The sequence below is a fragment of the Streptomyces sp. NPDC006997 genome (assembly GCF_040635175.1).
GTDB lineage: Bacteria > Actinomycetota > Actinomycetes > Streptomycetales > Streptomycetaceae > Streptomyces.
Genome location: NZ_JBEYHH010000035.1, coordinates 33,305 through 48,914, shown reverse-complemented (window position 1 = coordinate 48,914; position 15,610 = coordinate 33,305). Strand labels below are relative to the sequence as shown.

The 15,610-nt window shown below is 73.3% G+C and carries 13 protein-coding genes and 1 pseudogene; 6 read left to right on the top strand and 8 right to left on the bottom strand.

Features of this window, described 5'->3' with window-relative positions; translation table 11 throughout:
* Nucleotides 1-3: 3 nt before the first annotated feature.
* Nucleotides 4-666, bottom strand: coding sequence for a PepSY domain-containing protein (locus ABZ659_RS28730; RefSeq protein WP_360225401.1), 663 nt, complete (start codon nt 664-666; stop codon nt 4-6).
* 514 nt (nt 667-1,180) lie between these two features.
* Nucleotides 1,181-1,822, bottom strand: a pseudogene (locus ABZ659_RS28725) (sigma-70 family RNA polymerase sigma factor); the annotation flags it as partial.
* Between the two features lie 418 nt (nt 1,823-2,240).
* On the opposite strand from ABZ659_RS28725, the gene ABZ659_RS28720 reads away from it, so the two are divergent.
* From ABZ659_RS28720 to ABZ659_RS28695, 6 genes are all read left to right on the top strand, one after another.
* Entirely contained in the window at nt 2,241-3,383 is a 1,143-nt protein-coding gene (locus ABZ659_RS28720; protein ID WP_360225399.1) for an enolase C-terminal domain-like protein, read from the top strand.
* A gap of 34 nt (nt 3,384-3,417) precedes the next feature.
* On the top strand, nt 3,418-6,564 hold the full coding sequence (locus ABZ659_RS28715; protein ID WP_360225397.1) for an FAD-linked oxidase C-terminal domain-containing protein: 3,147 nt from the start codon (nt 3,418-3,420) through the stop codon (nt 6,562-6,564).
* Between the two features lie 129 nt (nt 6,565-6,693).
* Nucleotides 6,694-7,353 (top strand): cytochrome c oxidase subunit II, encoded by a 660-nt coding sequence (locus ABZ659_RS28710; RefSeq protein ID WP_360225395.1) that lies wholly within the window; start codon nt 6,694-6,696, stop codon nt 7,351-7,353.
* Entirely contained in the window at nt 7,350-9,026 is a 1,677-nt protein-coding gene (locus tag ABZ659_RS28705; RefSeq protein ID WP_360225393.1) for a cbb3-type cytochrome c oxidase subunit I, read from the top strand. The genes ABZ659_RS28710 and ABZ659_RS28705 overlap by 4 nt, the downstream gene beginning before the upstream one ends.
* Nucleotides 9,023-9,382: a hypothetical protein gene (locus tag ABZ659_RS28700; protein ID WP_360225391.1), complete on the top strand. Its 360-nt coding sequence runs from the start codon at nt 9,023-9,025 to the stop codon at nt 9,380-9,382. The genes ABZ659_RS28705 and ABZ659_RS28700 overlap by 4 nt, the downstream gene beginning before the upstream one ends.
* A 6-nt stretch (nt 9,383-9,388) precedes the next feature.
* A complete protein-coding gene (locus tag ABZ659_RS28695; RefSeq protein WP_360225389.1) occupies nt 9,389-9,928 on the top strand; it encodes a hypothetical protein in 540 nt (179 codons plus the stop codon).
* 155 nt (nt 9,929-10,083) lie between these two features.
* On the opposite strand, the gene ABZ659_RS28690 is transcribed toward ABZ659_RS28695, so the two are convergent.
* The 6 genes from ABZ659_RS28690 to ABZ659_RS28665 form a co-directional block, all read right to left on the bottom strand.
* Nucleotides 10,084-11,721, bottom strand: a complete 1,638-nt coding sequence (locus ABZ659_RS28690; RefSeq protein WP_360225387.1) for a cytochrome bc complex cytochrome b subunit — start codon at nt 11,719-11,721, stop codon at nt 10,084-10,086.
* Between the two features lie 152 nt (nt 11,722-11,873).
* Nucleotides 11,874-12,224, bottom strand: a complete 351-nt coding sequence (locus tag ABZ659_RS28685) for a hypothetical protein (protein WP_360225385.1) — start codon at nt 12,222-12,224, stop codon at nt 11,874-11,876.
* 64 nt (nt 12,225-12,288) lie between these two features.
* Nucleotides 12,289-13,086, bottom strand: a complete 798-nt coding sequence (locus ABZ659_RS28680; protein ID WP_360225383.1) for a thymidylate synthase — start codon at nt 13,084-13,086, stop codon at nt 12,289-12,291.
* 11 nt (nt 13,087-13,097) lie between these two features.
* Nucleotides 13,098-13,613 (bottom strand): NUDIX domain-containing protein, encoded by a 516-nt coding sequence (locus tag ABZ659_RS28675; protein WP_360225381.1) that lies wholly within the window; start codon nt 13,611-13,613, stop codon nt 13,098-13,100.
* A 394-nt stretch (nt 13,614-14,007) separates the two neighbouring features.
* Complete coding sequence (locus tag ABZ659_RS28670; RefSeq protein ID WP_360225379.1) at nt 14,008-14,574, bottom strand: ATP-binding protein; 567 nt, start codon at nt 14,572-14,574, stop codon at nt 14,008-14,010.
* Between the two features lie 312 nt (nt 14,575-14,886).
* Nucleotides 14,887-15,579 carry a GAF and ANTAR domain-containing protein gene (locus ABZ659_RS28665; protein ID WP_360225377.1) on the bottom strand — a complete coding sequence of 231 codons (693 nt, stop codon included), beginning with the start codon at nt 15,577-15,579 and terminating at the stop codon, nt 14,887-14,889.
* Nucleotides 15,580-15,610: the final 31 nt, after the last annotated feature.

The following is a 15,610-nucleotide window of genomic DNA, read 5'->3' as shown; positions in this document are numbered from 1 at the left end:
GGGTCACCTCACGCGGGGGGCGATTGTCTCGGTCGGGTGGGCGGGGGCGGTCTCCCGCGCGGGGTCGCCGCCGTCCGTCCGGCTGCCGACCACCTCGGCGGTCACCGCGTCGACGTCGTAGGTGCGGGTGCGCCGTGGGTCGATGGCGGCCACGGTGACGGACCAGACGGCGCGGTTCTCCCGGTCCCTGGCCAGCCGGACGCCGGTCACCTTGCCGTAGTGGGGGTCGTGGACGGCGCCGGCCGCCGCCTTCTCGACCGCGTCCTCCGGCAGCACCTCGGCGTCCGAGACGAGTCCGGCCGTACGGGTCCGCTCCGCGGGCGGCCGGTCGGCCGGTTCGGTGGGGCCCAGCACGTCGCCCAGCGACGCGTCGACCCGGACCACGCGCAGGCTGTCGTCGGGAGCGACCACCTCCGCACGCCAGACCGGCTGCGCGGTGGCGCCGTCGCGCAGCCCGACCGCGTACAGCTTGGCGCCGGGAACCTCGGCGAGCGCCTTGCGCACGGCACGGTCGTAGGTGGCGTCGACCTGCCGGAGCACCTCGGGGCGGTGGGCGGGCGGGGGACCGTCGCACGCGGCCACCAGCACACCGGTGGTGAGGAGCAGCGGCGCGACGGATCTCCACCCGCGGCGGTCGACGAGGGGCCGCCTGCTGGTGCGAGCCATGCGCGTCTGCCTTCCGCTCGGGTGCGCGTTCCGCGGGGGTGCTTCGCCGAGGCGGGGCGGCGGCCGGGCCACCGCCGCGGAGGGAGTGACGCGGCTGGGCGCGGTTGCCGCCGTCCGGCGCCCCGCACGCCGCCGTACGGGGTCTCCGACGGACGACGGCACGGCGGCGCCCGCGCGACGGGGGGCCGGTCGGGCGCGCGGCGGACGCCGCCCCGGACCACCCGCGGGCCCGGCCGCCGTGGCCCGGCGCACGGGCACCGCCCGGCGCGCGGGGCAGCGGTCCATGGGCTGGCGTCGCGGACGCCGCGCGGGCGCCGCCGTCGGACGTGCCGGGGGCGGCGTTCGGCGCCGGGGCGTCGCGCCGGGCGGGGAGGCGGCCGGCGGGGGAGTGGCGGACGCCCGCCGGGGGAGTCCTCCGCGGCTGCTCGCCGGTGCGCGGCGGTTCGGTCGTCAGCAGGGCCTCGCGCAGGCGGTCGTAGCACTGCCGGAGGATGCGGGAGATCTGCATCTGGGAGACGCCGACGGCGTCCGCGATCTGCTGCTGGGTCTGTTCCTCGTAGAACCGCAGACGGAGGATCCGCTGGTCGCGGGGTGGCAGGAGCCGTACCACGGCGGTCAGGGCCGCGTGGTCGACGACGCGGTCGAGAGCGGGGTCCTCGGCGCCGACGAGGGCGGCGAGCGGGGGGCCGTCCTCCTGGTCCACCGGTGTGTCCAGGGACCGCGGGCGGCACTCGTGCACCGCCCGCAGCGTGGCGCGCACCCGCTGGTGGTCGAGGCCCGCGTGCCGCGCGATCTGCTCGCTGGTCGGCGTCCGGCCGCCGTTCCGCTGCTCCAGTTCCTCGACGCTTCGGAAGACCTGGCCGCTCGCCTCGTACAGCGGGCGCGGCAGCCGCACGGCGGGTGTGCGGTCGCGCAGGTGCCGCCGCAGCTCCCCGGTGACCTTGGGCAGCGCGTACGACAGGAACGCGTGGCCCAGCGCGGGGTCGTAGCCGTCGACGGCCTTGATCAGACCGAGGACGGCGATCTGGGCGAGATCGTCGGCATCCTCTCCGCGGCGCCGGTAGCGGCGCGCCACGCGGCGGGCGAACGGCAGCAGCAGCCGGATCACCCGGTCCCGCAGGGCGGCCCGCCGCGCGCCGGGAGGCTGGGCCGACATCTCGCGCAGCAGCGCGTCGAGGTCGTCCGAGGTGGGCCCCGGCGGGGCGGCGCCGTTCGACGTCCGAGGCTGGTCGGTGGCTGGGGAGCGCATGAGCCTTCGTGGGGGACGGGGACTTATGGCGGCGGAAGAACAGATCTGGGGGACGGAAGGACAAATCGCGTCATGGAGTGACCCTCCATGCGCACTCCGAAACATCCGGTCACCCGAAGCCACGGAAGTCGTAGGCCACCGGAGTGACCCGGAACCGCCCCCGCGGGTCCGGCCATGCGGGTGGGGGAGCCCTCCGGGACCGTTTGAACGTCGGCAGCCCGGTCACCCGCTGGTGTCGTCAGAGACGTGTCCCAGGGAGTACGAACATGAGGCTGGTCGCCGATCCCGCACCGCGCCGCCCGTCCGGTCCGCCGGAGCGGCGCGCGTGACCGCCGCGGGCGCGCGGCTCGACGGGTGCCGGGTCGAGTCGGTCGACGTGCACGCCTTCGAGGTGCCCACCGACGGACCGGACGGCACCGAGCAGGACGGGACGCTGGAGTGGGACTCCACGACCCTGGTCCTGGTGCGGGCGCACGCCAGAGGCCGCACCGGCCTCGGCTACACCTACGGGGACGTGTCGGTGGCCTCCTTCGTCGCGTCGAAGCTGGCCCCGCTCGTGACGGGCCAGGACGTGTCCGCGCCCCCGGCGGCGTGGCACCGCGCGGGCCGGGCGATCCGCAACGCCGGGCGGCCCGGCGTGGGCGCGATGGCGCGCAGCGCGGTCGACATCGCGCTGTGGGACCTCAAGGCCCGGCTGCTGGACCTGCCGCTCACGCACCTCCTGCCCGCCTACCACGACCGGGTCCCGGTGTACGGCAGCGGCGGCTTCACCAACTACCCCGTCGGCCGTCTCGCCGAGCAGCTCGCCGGTTGGGTGGAACAGGGCGTCGGGCGAGTGAAGGTGAAGACCTCCCGCGACCCGGAGGCGGACCCGCGGCGGCTGACCGCCGTACGCGAGGCGATCGGTGACCGGCCGGAGCTGTTCGCCGACGCCAACGGAGCCCTCGCCCGCAAGGAGGCCCTGTACTGGGCCCGCCGGTTCCACGAGGAGTGGGACGTGCGCTGGTTCGAGGAACCCGTCAGCTCCGGGGACCTGGAGGGGCTGCGCCTGCTGCGCGAGCGGGGCCCGGAGCGGCTGGAGGTCGCGGCGGGGGAGTACGCCTTCACCGCCACGGACTTCGTGAACCTGCTGGAGCCGCCCGCCGTGGACTGCCTCCAGGCCGACGTCACCCGCTGCGGCGGCATCACCGGCGTCCTGGAGGTGGGCGGTCTGACCGCCGCCCGGCACATCGACCTGTCCGCGCACTGCGCCCCGGCCGTCTCGGCGCACGCCTTCTGCGCGGTGCGCCGACTGCGGCACCTGGAGTACTTCCACGACCACGTCCGCCTGGAGGGGTTGCTGTTCGACGGCACCCTCGCCCCGGACGGGGGAGCCCTGCGGCCCGACCCGGGCCGCCCGGGACTGGGCCTGGACGTCCGGTGGGCCGATGCCGAGCCCTACCGCGTGTACGGATCGCGACCGGCCTGACCGGGTCGCGACGCGAAGGAGAGATGGAGAGCCGATGGCGAAGGCAGCACGGCACGCGACGCGTGACATCCCGGCCAAGACGCACCCGGGGATCGCCGGGCCGCCACGGGCCCGGCAGACCCTGGACGTCGGCGCCCTGGAGCGCGCGCTGCGCAAGGCGGTCAAGGGCGAGGTCCGCTTCGACACCGCCTCGCTGGGCCTCTACGCGCAGGACGCGTCCAACTTCCGGCAGGTCCCGGTCGGCGTCGTCGTCCCGCGCTCCGTGGACGACGTCGTGGCCGTGCACCGGGTCTGCCACCGCTTCGGGGCGCCGGTCCTCAACCGCGGCGGCGGCACCAGCCTGTCCGGCGAGACCGTCAACGAGGCCGTGGTCATCGACCACTCCAAGTACCTCACCGCCATCGGCGAGACGGACGCGGACCGCCGCCTGGTCACCTGCGAGACCGGCGTCATCAACGAGGACCTCAACCGCCACACCGGCCGTCACGGCCTGGTCTTCGGCCCCGACCCGTCCTCCCACTCCCGCTGCGCGATCGGCGGGAACATCGGCAACAACTCCTGCGGCATCCATTCCGTGCAGTCCCAGCTCTACGGCCCCGGCCCGCGCACCAGCGACAACGTCGACGCCCTGGAGATCGTCACCTACGACGGCGCCCGTTTCTGGGTCGGCGTCGACGAGGAGGACCAGCTCGACGCGATCATCGCCGAGGGCGGCCGCAAGGGCGAGATCTACGCGGCGCTGCGCGACCTGCGGGACCGGTACGCCGACACCATCCGGGCGACCTTCCGCTCCGAGACACAGGTGCCGCGCCGGGTCTCCGGCTACAACCTCGACGAACTGCTCCCCGAGCGCGGCTTCAACGTCGCCCGCGCCCTGGTCGGTACCGAGAGCACCTGCGCGACCGTGCTGCGCGCCCGGCTGAAGCTGACCCCCGCGATGCTGGAGCGCACCACCGTCGTGGTCGAGTACGAGGAACTCGCCGACGCCGCCGAACACTGCCTGGAGATCATCGAGCGGTTCCGGCCGATCGGTCTGGAGGCCCTCGACCACGAGCTGATCCGCAGCCAGCAGCTCGGCGGCATGAACGTCGAGGACATCGAGGAGCTGCCACGGGTCGGCGGCGGCGCGTGGCTGGTCACCCAGTTCGGCGCCGACACCGCCGAGGAGGCGGTCTCCCAGGCCCACGCGTTCGTCCGCTGGCTCACCGACGACAAGGGCTACGCCCCGGACCGGGTGCGCGTCGCCAGGAGCCAGCAGGAGGGCGGCACCAGCGAGCACCTGTGGGCGATCCGGGAGAGCGGCCTCGGCGCCACCGCGTTCCCGCCCGACGGCCGCGACCACTGGCCCGGCTGGGAGGACTCCGCCGTACCGCCGGACCGGATCGGCGCGTACGTGCGCAAGCTGCGCGAGGTCATGGACCGGCACGGCATCACCGGCGCCATGTACGGCCACTTCGGCCAGGGCTGCATCCACTCCCGCCTCAGCTTCGACCTGCGGACCGCCGACGGCCTGGCCACCTACCGCGCCTTCATGGAGGAGGCCGCCGACCTGTGCGTCGGCATGGGCGGCTCGGTCTCCGGCGAGCACGGCGACGGACAGCAGCGCGGCGAACTGCTGGAGAAGCAGTACGGGCCCGAACTGGTCCGGGCGTTCCGCGAGTTCAAGGCGGTGTGGGACCCGGAGTGGAAGATGAACCCGGGCAAGGTCGTCGACGCCTACCGCATGGACGAGAACCTCAAGCTCGGCACCGACTACAACCCGCCGCGCCCCGAGGTGAAGTTCGCCTACGAGGAGGACGGCGGCGACTTCGCGCACGCCACCCTCCGCTGCGTCGGCATCGGCAAGTGCCGCGTCCCGGAAGCCCAGACCACCATGTGCCCCAGCTACCAGGTCACCCGCGAGGAGAAGCACACCACCCGCGGCCGGGCCCGGCTGCTGTACGAGATGCTCAAGGGCGACGTCATCAAGGACGGCTGGCAGTCGAAGGAGGTGTACGACGCCCTCGACCTGTGCCTGTCCTGCAAGGGCTGCACCAACGACTGCCCCGTCAACGTCGACATGCCGACCTACAAGGCGGAGTTCCTGCACCACCACTTCAAGTCGGCCCGCCGCCGGCGCCCCCGCCACGCCTACGCCTTCGGCTTCATCGACCAGGCCGCCCGGCTCGCCTCCCGCATCCCCGAGGTGGCCAACCTCGCCACCCACACCCCGGGCCTGGCGTACCTCGCGAAGCTGGTCGCGGGCATCGACCGCCGCCGCCCGCTGCCCCGTTTCGCGCCGATGAGCCTCCAGGAGTGGTTCGCCCGGCGCGGCGGCACCGCCAACCCCTCCGGCCGCCCGGTCGTGCTGTTCCCGGACACCTTCAACAACTACTTCCACACCGGCGTCGGCGTGGCCTGCGTCGAGGCGATCGAGGCGGCGGGCTGGCGCGTCATCATGCCCGAACGGCACGTCTGCTGCGGACGGCCGCTGTACGACTACGGCTTCCTGGACGCCGCCGAACGCTATCTGCGCCACGTCCTGGACGAACTCCGGCCCCACCTGCGGGCGGGCGTGCCGGTCGTCGGCATGGAGCCGAGCTGTCTGGCCGTCTTCAAGGACGAACTGCCCAAGCTGCTGCCGCACGACGACGACGCCCGGCGCCTGGTTCAGTGCGCCCACCACTTCGCCGAGTTCTTCCAGAGCTTCGGCATCCAGCCCCCCGCCCTCGACGGCGGCGGCGAGGCCCTGCTGTGGGGCCACTGCCACCAGCGCGCCACCGGAGGCATGACGCCCGACCAGCAGGTGCTGGAGAAGATGGGCATGGAGGTGCGCAACCTCCAGGGCGGCTGCTGCGGCCTCGCCGGTTCCTGGGGCTTCGAGGACGGCAAGTACGGCATCTCCATGGACTGCGGCGAACAGGCCCTGCTGCCCGCCGTCCGCGCCGCCGACGAGGACACCCTGGTCGTCGCGGACGGGTTCTCCTGCAAGACGCAGATCAAGGACGCGGGCACCGGACGCCACGCCCTGCACCTCGCCGAGGTGATGAAACGGGCCCGGGACCGCACGGACGGGCCCACGCCCCGCCCGGCCCCGCCGCTGCGGGAACGCGCGCGTCGGGTCGCCGCCGCCGGAGCCCTCGGCGCCGCCGTCACCGCGCTCGGCGTGCGCGCGGCGCGCCGGACGGGGGGCGGCGGCTGACGGGGCGCCCGCGGCGCAGTGTGTCTGCGCCCAGGCCACCCAAGCTGCCCGTAATGTCCGGATAGCTCTGCTCGGAAGGGCGCAACGCCCGGCACGGTTCCGCCCGACAGGTGGAGGAGGAGGCGCGAAGTGCGGCAACGTCACATCTTCGGCGAGGTGTTCACGGTCGAGTCGATCATCGCCGGGGTGGTGTTCGCCGTCGTCCTCGCCCTGTTCCTCTACGCACTGCTGCGCCGCCGGGCGACACGGCGCGTGACCCCGTCCGAGCGCGCCGAACGGCCCCGGCTGGAGGCGTACTACGTCGGCGGCCTGGCCGCGTTCGCCGTGTTCCTCATCGCGTGGACCGCCTGGCAGAACAACCGGGAGCACACGGCCGCCGGCTCCGGGCGGCCCGTACGCGTGGACGTGTCCTCCTTCCAGTGGTGCTGGGCCTTCGCCTACCCCCAGGCAGCCGACCGGCGCGGCGTCTCCGGCACCTGCCGGGAGGGCGACGTGCCCACCCTCGTCGTACCGACCGGCCGCCCGGTGGAGCTGCGGCTGACCTCACGGGACGTCATCCACTCGCTGTGGGTGCCGGAACTCCGCTACAAGATGGACGCCTTCCCCGACCACGTGAACTCCTTCACCCTCACCCTGGACAAGGAGGGCCGCTGGCTCGGCAAGTGCGCCGAGTTCTGCGGGATGCGCCACCACGTCATGAACTTCTGGATCAAGGCCGTCTCCCCCGAGGAGTACGACGACTGGCTCCAAGGCCAGCAGGACGGCGCGGGCCGGGGAGCCGCCGTATGACCGTCGCGCCCCCCGCCACCGAGGAGACCACCGGCGGACGCCCGGTGTCGCCGGGCGGCTGGCTGGGCTGGATCACCAGCACCGACCACAAACGCATCGGCGTCCTCACCACCGCCACCTCCCTCGTCCTGATGCTGGCCACGGGCACCCTCGCCCTGACCATGCGCGCCCAACTGGCGCAGCCCGCACAGCACCTGGTGAGCACCCACACCTACGACCAGCTGTTCACCATCCACGGCTCCGGCATGATCTACATGGTCGTCACGCCGTTCGCGCTCGGCATGGGCCTGTACCTGGTGCCCCTCCAGATCGGCGCACCGGGAATCGCCATGCCCCGTACGACCCTGCTGGGGTACTGGCTCTACGCGCTCGGCGCGCTGGTCATGCTGGCGGGCTTCGCCACCCCCCGGGGAGCCGCCACCAGCGGCTGGTTCTCGTACCCGCCCCTGGCCGACAGCGTCAACTCACCGGGGCTGGGCGGCGACCTGTGGATCGCGGGCGTCTTCCTGGCCACCACCGGCACCATCATCCTGGGCTGGGCGGTGCTGTGGACCGTGCTGCGCAGGCGGGCGCGGGGCATGACGATGCTGCGTCTGCCCGTCTTCTGCTGGTCGATGGTCGTCTCCTGCCTGATGGTCATCGGCGCCTTCCCCGCCCTCCTCGCCGCCCTCGGCCTGCTCGCCGCCGGACGCGCCGACCCGTCGGTCTTCGACGCGAACGTGTGGAACATCGGCTACCAGCACCTGTTCTGGTTCTACGGCCACCCCGTCGTCTACGTCATGTTCTTCCCCTACCTCGCCGCGGTGGTGGAGGTGCTCGCCGTCTTCTCCGGGCGCCGCTTCTTCGGCTACAAGGGGACTGTCCTGTCGCTGCTGGTCTTCGCCGCGCTGTCCATGAGCGTGTGGGGCCACCACATGTTCGCCACCGGTCAGGCGGCCAACGACTACTACTCCCTGACGTCCCTCGCCCTGCTCGTGCCCGCGGGCGTCGAGTACTTCGCGATGCTCGGCACCATCGTCGGCGGACGGCTGCGGCTCACCCCGCCGATGCTGTTCGCCCTCGCCTTCATCCCGCAGTTCCTGGTCGGCGGCCTCACCGGCATCATGGTCGGCACCCCGGTGATCGACTACCACGTCACCGACAGCTACTTCGTCGTGGCCCACCTGCACTACGTGCTCTTCGCGGGCAGCGCCTTCGGACTCTTCGCCGCCGTCTACTTCTGGTTCCCGAAGGTCACCGGCGTGATGCTCGGCCACGGCATGAGCCGCCTGCACTTCTGGCTGCTGGTGATCGGCACCAACCTGACCTTCCTGCCCATGTTCGCCCTCGGCTACCGCGGGATGCCGCGCCGCGTCTCGACGTACGCGGAGTTCGAGGGGTTCGGCTGGCTCAACCTGCTCTCCAGCATCGGGGCCGCCTTCCTCGCCGCGGCGATGGTCGCGTTCGCCGTCAACGTGCTGTGGACGCTGCGCGCCCGGGCCCTCGGCTCCGCGGAGCGGGCACCGGACGACCCCTGGGGCGGCCACACCCTGGAGTGGGCCACCACCTCGCCCCCGCCCCGGCTGAACTTCCCCGCGGACCGCCCCCTGCCGCCCGTCACCAGCTTCGCCCCCCTGCTCGACCTGCGGCAGCGGCAGGCCGCCGAGACCGCCGCCGAGGGGAGCCGGGCGTGAGGCGCCACCAGTCCGCCGTGGTCGTGGCCGGATGGGCCCTGCTGAACGCCGTACTGCTGACCGTGCTGGCCGTCTACGGCGAGAACACGCTGGTGTACTGGCTGTGGGGCGGCGTCGTCCTGCTGCTGGCGCTGACCGCCGGACTCGTCCTGGTGTCCTCCCGCTCCGGCCCCGAACAGCACACCCGCTACCGGGTCCCCGACCGCGGCGCCGCCGCCGTACCGGCCGCCGCGTTCGGCTTCGTGCTCGTCGCGCTGGCGTTCGTCCACGGCTGGTGGCTGCTCGCCCTGGCCGGACCGCTGCTCGCCGTCGCCGCGGCCCTCGCCGTGCGCGGCACGACCGCCCGGGAGGAGTGAGCCCGCGTGGACCACCCCACCCACGGCACGGACCTGTGGCCCGTGGCCGCCATGGCCTGCTCGGGCCTGCTGCTGACCGTGGCCGTACCCGGCGTGGTACGGCTGCTGCGTCGGGCGCCGTGCTGGGAGCGGCTGAGCCTGCACCCCGGAGCCGCCCTGCCCCTGCTGGTCCTGGCGCACGCCTGGGTGGTGCTGGCCGACCTGTTGGCGTCGCTCCCCGCCGCGGTCACCCTCGTATCGGAACTGGCGCTGCTCTGGGCCGCGGTGCTGTTCTGGCTGCCCGTGGTGGCCCACACCCGGCACCGCCTCAGCGACCCCGGACAGTGCCTCTACCTCTTCCTCGCCGCGCCGCTGCTCGACCTCCCCGCCCTCGGCGTGATCGCGGCCGGGCACGCGGCGGAAGGTCTCGCCATGATCGTGGGCATGTTGCCGCTCGGCATCGCCGCGGCGGCCGTCACCTGGTCCTGGATCCACCGCGAGGAGCGCGGAGCCGCCGCCGTCGCCCTCCCGCTCACCCCGGAGGCAGCCCGGTCCCATGGCGGCTGACAGACTCCCGGACGTCGTCGTCCTCGACGTCAACGAAACCCTCACCGACATGTCCCCGCTCACCGCCCGCCCACGCACCGGGCGGCCGGGCTGGCGGAACTGGCCCGCCGCGCGGGCGCGGCCTGACCGCCGCCGCTCGGGGCGGCGGCAGGGGGTCACCCGTCCTCCTCGCCCTGCCCCTCCTCAGCGGGCCCGGCCCGCAGTGTCTCCACCTGCCGCCGCTGCCACGGGGTGGCGGGCATCTCCACCCGCCTGCCGAAGTACCACCGGCTGAGCGCGTTGCGGATCCGGTGCTTGCGGAAGAAGCGCCACACCTCCGTCCCGTGGGTGCGCGGCTCAGGCTCGGCGCGTACGAGGATCCGGTACGCCTCCTCCCGGGGCGGCGTCGTCCGGCGGCGCGGCGCGTAGCCGCCGTCCCCGGCGCGGACCACCTCCGCCGTGGGGCGTCCCTCCAGCAGGCGTCGGCGGTCGGCCGCCTGGAGGCCCAGACACGCCCGCTTCGTGACGTGGTAGGCCAGGAACGGCACCACGAACAGGGCGGTGCGCAGCGCGTAGTTCAGGAACTCCAGCGGAATCCCCAGCACGTAGGAGATGACGTCCTGGCCGCCCGTCAGCAGCAGCACCCCGTAGCAGCTGAGGGCGGCGACCCCCAGGCCGGTGCGGGTGGGCTGGTTGCGGGGGCGGTCGCACAGGTGCTGCTCGGGCACCGGTCCGGTCAGCCACCGTTCGACGTACGGATAGCCGTACAGCACGACGAAGAGCAGCGTCGGCAGCACGACCGCGGGCAGGAAGACGTCCCAGACGACGGTGTGCCCGGCCACGTTCGTCTCCGCGGCGGGCATCGTGCGCAGCGCGCCCTCCAGGAAGCCCACGTACCAGTCCGGCTGCGAGTCGAGCGAGACGTGGTCGGGCCGGTAGGGGCCGAACGACCAGATCGGGTTGATCTGGAGCAGCGCGCCCAGCACCGACAGCACGCCCGCCACCAGGAAGAACAGCCCCACCGACTTGGTGGTGTACTGCGGCACGAACGGCTTGCCGACCACGTTCCGGTTGGTCCGTCCGGGCCGGGCCCACTGGGTGTGCTTGTTGTAGATGATCAGCGCCAGGTGCACCGTGACCAGCGCGACCAGCAGGGCGGGCAACAGCAGGATGTGCGCCACGTACAGCCGCGGGATGATCTCGTCCCCCGGGAACTGGCCGCCGAAGAGGAAGAACGCCAGATAGGTCCCGACGACGGGGACCGACAGCACGATGCCGTGTGCCGTGCGCAGACCGGTGCCGGACAGCAGGTCGTCGGGGAGCGAGTAGCCGCAGAAGCCCTCCAGGATGGCCAGGAGGAACATCGTCACCCCGACCGTCCAGTTGGCCTCGCGCGGACGACGGAACGCGCCGGTGAGGAAGATCCGCATGAGGTGCACGCCGATCGCCGCGACGAAGACCAGCGCTCCCCAGTGGTGGATCTGACGGATCAGCAGGCCACCGCGCACGTCGAAGCTGATGTGCAGCACCGAGGAGTACGCCTCCGACACCAGCACACCCTGGAGCGGCACGTAGGAGCCCGTGTACGGGCGCTCCGCCATGTCGGGGTGGAAGAAGAACGTCAGGAAGACACCCGTCAGGACCAGCACCGCGAAGCTGTACAGCGCCAGCTCGCCCAGCAGGAACGACCAGTGGTCGGGGAACGCCTTGCGCAGGAACTTCCTCGCCGCGGAACTGACCGGCAGCCGCCGGTCGAGGACGCTCACCACGCGCTCCCCGGGCTGGGCCGAATTGCCGCCGTCAGCCACCGTCACGGTGCGTTCGCCCTCCTGCCGCGCGCTTCGGCGACCGCTGCGCGTGTGCGACCGCCGACTGCCTGTTGTCGAGCGTGGCACGGGTGCCCTCGGCGCGCGCGGCCGAAACGGCGTTGGGGGGACGGCGGGACACCACCCCTGCCGACACCGCGTCAGACGGTCGTGGCGTACGCCGCCTCGATGGCCGTGTCGACCCGCGCGTGCACCACCAGCCGGTGACCGCCCGTGTCGGGGTGTGCCTCCAGGAGCCGTCGCACGGGGGCGCTGTGGGTCGCCACGGACAGCAGGGCGCCGAGCCGGTCGCACGTCCGGTGGGCGCGCAGGACCGCGCAGACCGCCGCCTCGTGCGGGACGCGCTCGTCCAGGACGATGACGACGGGCCCCCGGGCGTAGGCGCGGACCAGGTCCTCGATCCCGGCCGACGGCGCCGCCCGCTCGGCCGCGGGACGACCGGGCGCGGGCCGCCGCGCACCGGTCGGTCCCCACCATCGGCGGTGATCCATGTCCCGGCTCCTTGATGACACCGGCTCCCTGTGGCAGACGGCGGCCGAGGCGGTGCCGCGCGGTTCAGACCGCGACCGGCGCCTTGATGGCCGGGTGGTGCCGGTAGTCGAGCACGCTCACGTCGGAGTAGGCGTAGTCGAAGAGCGAGTCGGCCCGCCGCAGCCGCAGCCGGGGAAAGCCGAACGGCGTGCGCGTGAGCTGCTCGGCCACCTGGTCGACGTGGTTGTCGTAGATGTGGCAGTCACCGCCGGTCCAGATGAAGTCACCCGGTTCGAGGTCCGCCTGCTGCGCCACCATGTGGGTGAGCAGGGCGTAGCTGGCGATGTTGAAGGGGACGCCGAGGAAAAGGTCCGCGCTGCGCTGGTACAGCTGGCAGGAGAGCCTGCCGTCCGCGACGTGGAACTGGAACAGCGCGTGGCACGGCGCGAGCGCCATCGCGGGCAACTCGGCGACGTTCCACGCGGACACCAGCATCCGGCGGGAGTCCGGGTCTCGCCGCAGCGTGTCGAGTACGGTGCTGATCTGGTCGATGTGCGTACCGTCCGGCGCGGGCCAGGACCGCCACTGGGCGCCGTAGACCGGGCCGAGGTCGCCGTTCGCGTCGGCCCACTCGTCCCAGATGGTGACGCCGTGCTCGCGCAGCCACCGCACGTTGGAGTCGCCGCGCAGGAACCACAGCAACTCGTACACGACGGACTTCAGGTGCACCTTCTTCGTCGTGACCAGCGGGAAGCCCCGCGCGAGGTCGTAGCGCAGTTGGTGCCCGAAGACACTCCGGGTGCCGGTGCCCGTCCGGTCGCCCTTGGCGGTCCCGGACGTGAGCACGGTCCGCAGCAGGTCTTCGTACTGGGTGTCGGCCACGGTGGGCGAGTCTAACCGGCGGCCCGCGACGCCTGCGCCCCGCCGACCACGTCGTACCCCCGGAACAGCGGCGCTCGACGGGTGTCCGCTGGCCAGAGGCGGTCCAGGACGGCGGCGGAGGGCGGGAAGAGCAGCGTGGACGGGGGCACGGCGGCGCGGGCGAGCCACTCCCACCGCACGATCTTGTCGGGCTCGGTGACCCGCGCCGTCCCCGCCACGCCCTCGGCGACGGCCGCGGCCGTCACGCGTGTCAGTCCGTGCAGCCCGTCGACCAGCACCGCCAGCACCCGCACTCCGGACGGCGGTACGACCAGCCCGGTCTCCTCGGTCAGCTCCCGCGCCGCCGCCGTCTCGAAGTCCTCGCCCGCGTCCACCTTGCCGCCGGGCAGCTCCCACCGGCCGTCATGCGCCAGGCCCAGCAGGACCCGGCCCTCCCGGTCGAGGACGGCGACGCCGACTCCCGTCAGGCTGCTGGCGGCGGGACGCGCCCGCTCGGGACGCTCGGTGGTGTGTCGTGGCGTGTTCACGTGGGCCATTCCACCCCATCCCGCGTCCGGCGGTCACCAGAGCCGCGGCCGGGCCGTCTGGGCCGCGGACCGACCGGAAACCCGGCACGGGCCGGAAGCACACCCCTCGACGCCCGGAGGGACGGAGCAGGCAGGCCGTCGTGTGGCCCGGAGTCGGTGACATCCGGCTCGACAACGTGCCCGAGCCCCCCGTCAAGGACCCCGCACGACGCGATCGTACGAGTCACCGCCTCCGCGATGCGCGCTACCGACCTGCGGAGGCGACGCTCGTACGCGCGGCAGGCCGGTGTGGCCGGGTGGGCCCCGCCCCGCTCGCCTCCTGGCTGCGGTCACCTGGTGGACCCGGCGAGGACGGCGTCCAGCCGTCTGCCGAGGGCCGCCAGAGGCGGGCGGCTCACGGCGTCCCGGACTGACTGAGCACGCCGCGCGGGCCAGCGAGGGGTGTGCCGGGCCGAGCTGTTCCCGGCACGGAGCCGGGCGGGACCGTCCTGGTGTGGTGATCCGGTGCGGGCGCCAGGCGCAGACGGGCGCTGATCCACTTTCCCGTCCCGTTCACCGTGACGGCGACTCGGTCGCTGACCGTGTGCACCAGGTACAGTCCGTGGCCTCCCACGCGGTGCGGGTCGCGCGGGTTCACCGTCGGCGCTGTCGCCGAGGTGTCCCACACGCTGATCGTCAGGTCATCCGCAGACAACTCCAGGGTCATCGCGCAAGGGCCGGGCGCGTGTCGGACGGCGTTCGTGACCAGCTCGCTGACGACGAGTATCGCGTCGACAGCGAGGCCAGCGCGCAGGGGGCGGGGGGCGCTGGCTGGCAGGGCGCGGCCGAGGAAGGCGCGCAGGGTCTGACGAGCGTCCCCGGCGCGGGCCGCGCCGTCGGCCCAGACCGCGCCACAGCGCGGGGTGGGCTGCCTGTCGTCCCCCTGCTCATCCTCCGCCTGCTTCATAAGCGGGATGACCATACGTGCTCTTTCGTTGTGTCCGCCGCACCTGGGCGCTTTTCGCCTGGCGTTTACCCGGGTGACGCGTGCGCACACCGGGGACGGGCTCCCGAACCGCCGTCGCGTACGTCGTGGCAGGTGAGCCGCGTGGGCGCGGAGAGCATCCACCCGAACAGACCGCGGGCGGATGCCCAGCCGCCGCCCTCGCCTCTTCCAGGACGGAGGCTCCCGCCCGGCTGCCTCCGCACTCTCACGGCCCCCAACTCCCCGTACGGGGACCGCCGGGCGCGCCAAGCCGCCCGGCGGCCTCCTCGACTCCCGGGAGGACGGGGGTCAGGCGGGGTCGGTGCGGTCGGTGCGGACTCGCTGGGCGACGTCACGGAGTTTGATGTTGTGGTGCTGGGAGATGCGGCGCAGCACCTGGAAGGCGTCGTCCTCGCTCAGCCGGTGGCGTTCCATCAGGATGCCCATGGCCTCGCCGATGGCGTGCCGGGTCTCCATGGCGTGCTCAAGCTGGTCGATGGTGCGGGCGTCGGCCAGGGCGACGGCGGCGTGCGAGGCCAGCAGCCAGCCCGCGACCTCGATGTCCTCCCCGAACGTCCCGGGCTGACGGGCGTACAGGTTCAGCGCGCCGAAGTCCGCGTCGTCGGTGTAGAGCAGGACGCCGGTCATGCTCCCGACGCCCAGCTCACGGGCTCCCGAGGCGTACCGCTCCCAGGCGGGCTGCGGCTCGGTCAGGTCCGCGATCCGGTACACGCGCTGGCCCCCCTCACCGTGGGCGAGGTCGAAGCACGGGCCCTCGCCCAGCTCACCCTGGAGGCGGTCCGACTCACGCACCATGTCGCCGTGGGCGGCCAGGGTCACGGCCCGGCCCTTGCGCACCGCGAGGATGCCGGCCGCGTCGCAGCCGTCCACCAGCCTCACCGCGCTCGCCGCGATCTCGTCCAGCGTCGCCTGGACGGAATCCTGGGCCAGCAGGTTCCGCGCGAGCAGGGCCATCTGCTCGGCGTACTCACGCCACTTCACCGCTACCACCCACTCGATCGAGGTGCGGCCA

Excerpts from the sequence above, each read along its gene's own strand:
- ABZ659_RS28730 (WP_360225401.1), bottom strand. The coding sequence starts at position 666 with ATGGCTCGCACCAGCAGGCGGCCCCTCGTCGACCGCCGCGGGTGGAGA.
- ABZ659_RS28715 (WP_360225397.1), top strand. The coding sequence starts at position 3,418 with ATGGCGAAGGCAGCACGGCACGCGACGCGTGACATCCCGGCCAAGACG.
- ABZ659_RS28705 (WP_360225393.1), top strand. The coding sequence starts at position 7,350 with ATGACCGTCGCGCCCCCCGCCACCGAGGAGACCACCGGCGGACGCCCG.
- ABZ659_RS28685 (WP_360225385.1), bottom strand. The coding sequence starts at position 12,224 with ATGGATCACCGCCGATGGTGGGGACCGACCGGTGCGCGGCGGCCCGCG.
- ABZ659_RS28670 (WP_360225379.1), bottom strand. The coding sequence starts at position 14,574 with ATGGTCATCCCGCTTATGAAGCAGGCGGAGGATGAGCAGGGGGACGAC.